Genomic DNA, 2,738 nt, shown 5'->3' with positions numbered 1-2,738 from the left:
GCCGCCGCTAATGCAGCGGCAGGTATCTTCTATAACCAGGGCCAGGTTTGTATCGCCGGAACGCGCCTGCTGCTGGAAGAGAGCATTGCCGACGAGTTCATCGCCCTGCTGAAAGAGCAGGCGAAAAACTGGCAGCCTGGCAACCCGCTGGATCCGGAAACCACGATGGGCACGCTTATCGACAATGCGCATGCCGACACCGTAGACACGTTTATTCGCGACGGTGAAGCGCAAGGCACGCTGGCGCTGGATGGCCGCAGCCATGTACATCCTGCGGCTATCGGCCCGACGATTTTTGTTGATACCGCACCGCAGGCCCACGTCAGCCGCGATGAAATCTTCGGCCCGGTACTGGTCGTCACCCGTTTTAGCAGCGAAGCCGAAGCTCTGGCGCTGGCTAACGACAGTGACTACGGCCTCGGCGCCGCGGTCTGGACCCGCGATTTGTCGCGCGCCCACCGTATGAGCCGTCGCCTGAAAGCCGGCTCAGTCTTCGTGAATAACTACAACGACGGTGATATGACCGTGCCGTTCGGCGGTTATAAGCAAAGCGGTAACGGACGCGATAAATCCCTGCATGCGCTGGAAAAATTTAGCGAACTGAAAACCATCTGGATCTCCCTGGAGTCTTAATCATGACTGAACATACCAGCAGTTATTACGCCGCAAGCGCCAATCAGTACGAACCGTTTCCGACCCTTAGCGAATCGGTTAGCTGTGATGTTTGTGTCGTGGGCGGTGGTTATACCGGACTCTCCTCCGCCCTGCATTTAGCGGAAATGGGTTACGACGTGGTGCTACTGGAATCCGCGCGTATTGGTTTCGGGGCCAGCGGACGTAACGGCGGTCAGTTGGTGAACTCCTACAGTCGTGATATCGACGTCATCGAACGTACCTATGGCCCGGACACCGCTAAAATGCTCGGTGGAATGATGTTTGAAGGCGGCAATATCATCCGCGAACGCATCAAGCGTTATCAGATCGAATGCGACTATCGTCCCGGCGGGCTGTTTGTAGCGCTGAACCACAAACAGATGGAAACGCTGGAAGAGCAGAAGTCGAACTGGGAACGCTACGGCAACACGCAGCTTGAACTGTTAGACAGCAGTGAAATTCGTCGCGAAGTCAGCAGCGATCGTTATGTCGGCGCGCTGCTCGACCACAGCGGTGGTCATATTCACCCGCTGAACCTGGCGATTGGCGAAGCTAACGCCATTCGTCTGAACGGCGGACGCGTCTACGAACAGTCGCCAGTCACCCGTATTCAGCACACCAGCCCGGCGGTGGTCAGCACTGAAAAAGGCCAGGTGACGGCCCGCTTTGTGATCGTCGCGGGCAACGCCTATCTCGGTGACAAACTGGAACCAGCGCTGGCAAAAAGCAGCATGCCGTGCGGCACGCAGGTGTTAACCACCGAACCGCTGTCGGCGGAGATGGCGCGCTCGCTGATCCCGAAAAACTACTGTGTGGAAGATTGTAACTACCTGCTCGATTACTACCGTCTGACCGGCGATAACCGCCTGCTGTACGGCGGTGGCGTAGTCTACGGCGCTCGCGATCCGGACGATATTGAGCGTCTGGTGATGCCGAAACTGCTGAAGACCTTCCCGCAATTGCAGGGGGTAAAAATTGATTACCGCTGGACCGGTAATTTCCTGTTAACGCTGTCTCGCATGCCGCAGTTCGGCCGTCTTGATACCAACATTTACTATATGCAGGGCTACAGCGGCCACGGCGTGACCTGTACTCACCTGGCAGGACGCCTGATTTCCGAACTGCTGCGTGGGGATGCCGAGCGCTTTGACGCGTTCGCCAAACTGCCGCACTACCCGTTCCCGGGAGGCCGCAGCCTGCGCATTCCGTTTACCGCCATGGGGGCGGCATATTACAGCTTACGCGATCGCCTTGGGGTTTAAGTTCTTCCGCGATAAACCCGACGCACAGGGCGATCCCCCCTGTGCGTTTTTTTATTCCTGGAAAGCGAAAAACAGATAACAGGTACGAAAATATCGCAATAGGACATAACCACACTCTTTACATTGTTTCTCCCTTCCGATCGGATACGCTTTTTTAGATATCGCTGGCGGCATGCGCCAGAACTCAACGGGGGAAGAAACGCGTGTTATGAATACGAATAACGAGGAGACCTTTTATCAGGCGATGCGTCGCAAAGGCGTAAGCAGACGCAGTTTTCTCAAATATTGTAGCCTCGCGGCTACATCGCTGGGGTTGGGAGCCGGAATGACGCCCAGAATTGCCTGGGCGCTGGAGAACAAACCCCGGATCCCGGTAGTCTGGATCCACGGGCTGGAATGCACCTGCTGCACCGAATCATTTATCCGCTCCTCTCACCCACTTGCCAAAGACGTCATCCTCTCCCTGATTTCCCTCGATTACGACGACACCCTGATGGCTGCCGCCGGAACGCAGGCCGAAGAGGTATTTGAAGACATTCTGAGCCGCTACCACGGCCGATACATCCTGGCAGTCGAAGGCAACCCTCCGCTGGGCGAGCAAGGAATGTTTTGCATCAGCAGCGGGCGTCCTTTTATTGAAAAGCTAAAAAGAGCCGCAGCAGGAGCCAGCGCGATTATCGCCTGGGGAACCTGCGCCTCCTGGGGCTGCGTGCAGGCTGCCCGGCCTAACCCTACCCAGGCTACGCCGATCGATAAGGTGATCACCGATAAGCCAATCGTGAAATCAGAAAGGAAGCTGGTACCAAAGTTTTTGCAGGTTCT

General features: G+C 56.4%; 2 protein-coding genes and 1 pseudogene. All 3 read left to right on the top strand.

The annotated features are described in order from the left end of the window. A partial coding sequence (locus tag FDW94_RS23740; protein ID WP_249358241.1) for an aldehyde dehydrogenase family protein occupies nucleotides 1-633 on the top strand: 633 nt, incomplete at its 5' end. A gap of 2 nt (nucleotides 634-635) precedes the next feature. Then, nucleotides 636-1,916: an FAD-binding oxidoreductase gene (locus FDW94_RS01935; RefSeq protein ID WP_137377054.1), complete on the top strand. Its 1,281-nt coding sequence runs from the start codon at nucleotides 636-638 to the stop codon at nucleotides 1,914-1,916. Between the two features lie 208 nt (nucleotides 1,917-2,124). Then, a pseudogene (hyaA, locus tag FDW94_RS23735) lies at nucleotides 2,125-2,738 on the top strand (hydrogenase 1 small subunit); the annotation flags it as partial.

This window comes from Citrobacter sp. wls757 (assembly GCF_005280935.1).
GTDB classification, from domain to species: Bacteria; Pseudomonadota; Gammaproteobacteria; order Enterobacterales; family Enterobacteriaceae; genus Citrobacter; species Citrobacter portucalensis.
Note: the sequence above shows the minus strand (reverse complement) of the source record. Positions and strands in the feature narration are given on the sequence as shown.

Excerpts from the sequence above, each read along its gene's own strand:
- FDW94_RS01935 (WP_137377054.1), top strand. The coding sequence starts at position 636 with ATGACTGAACATACCAGCAGTTATTACGCCGCAAGCGCCAATCAGTAC.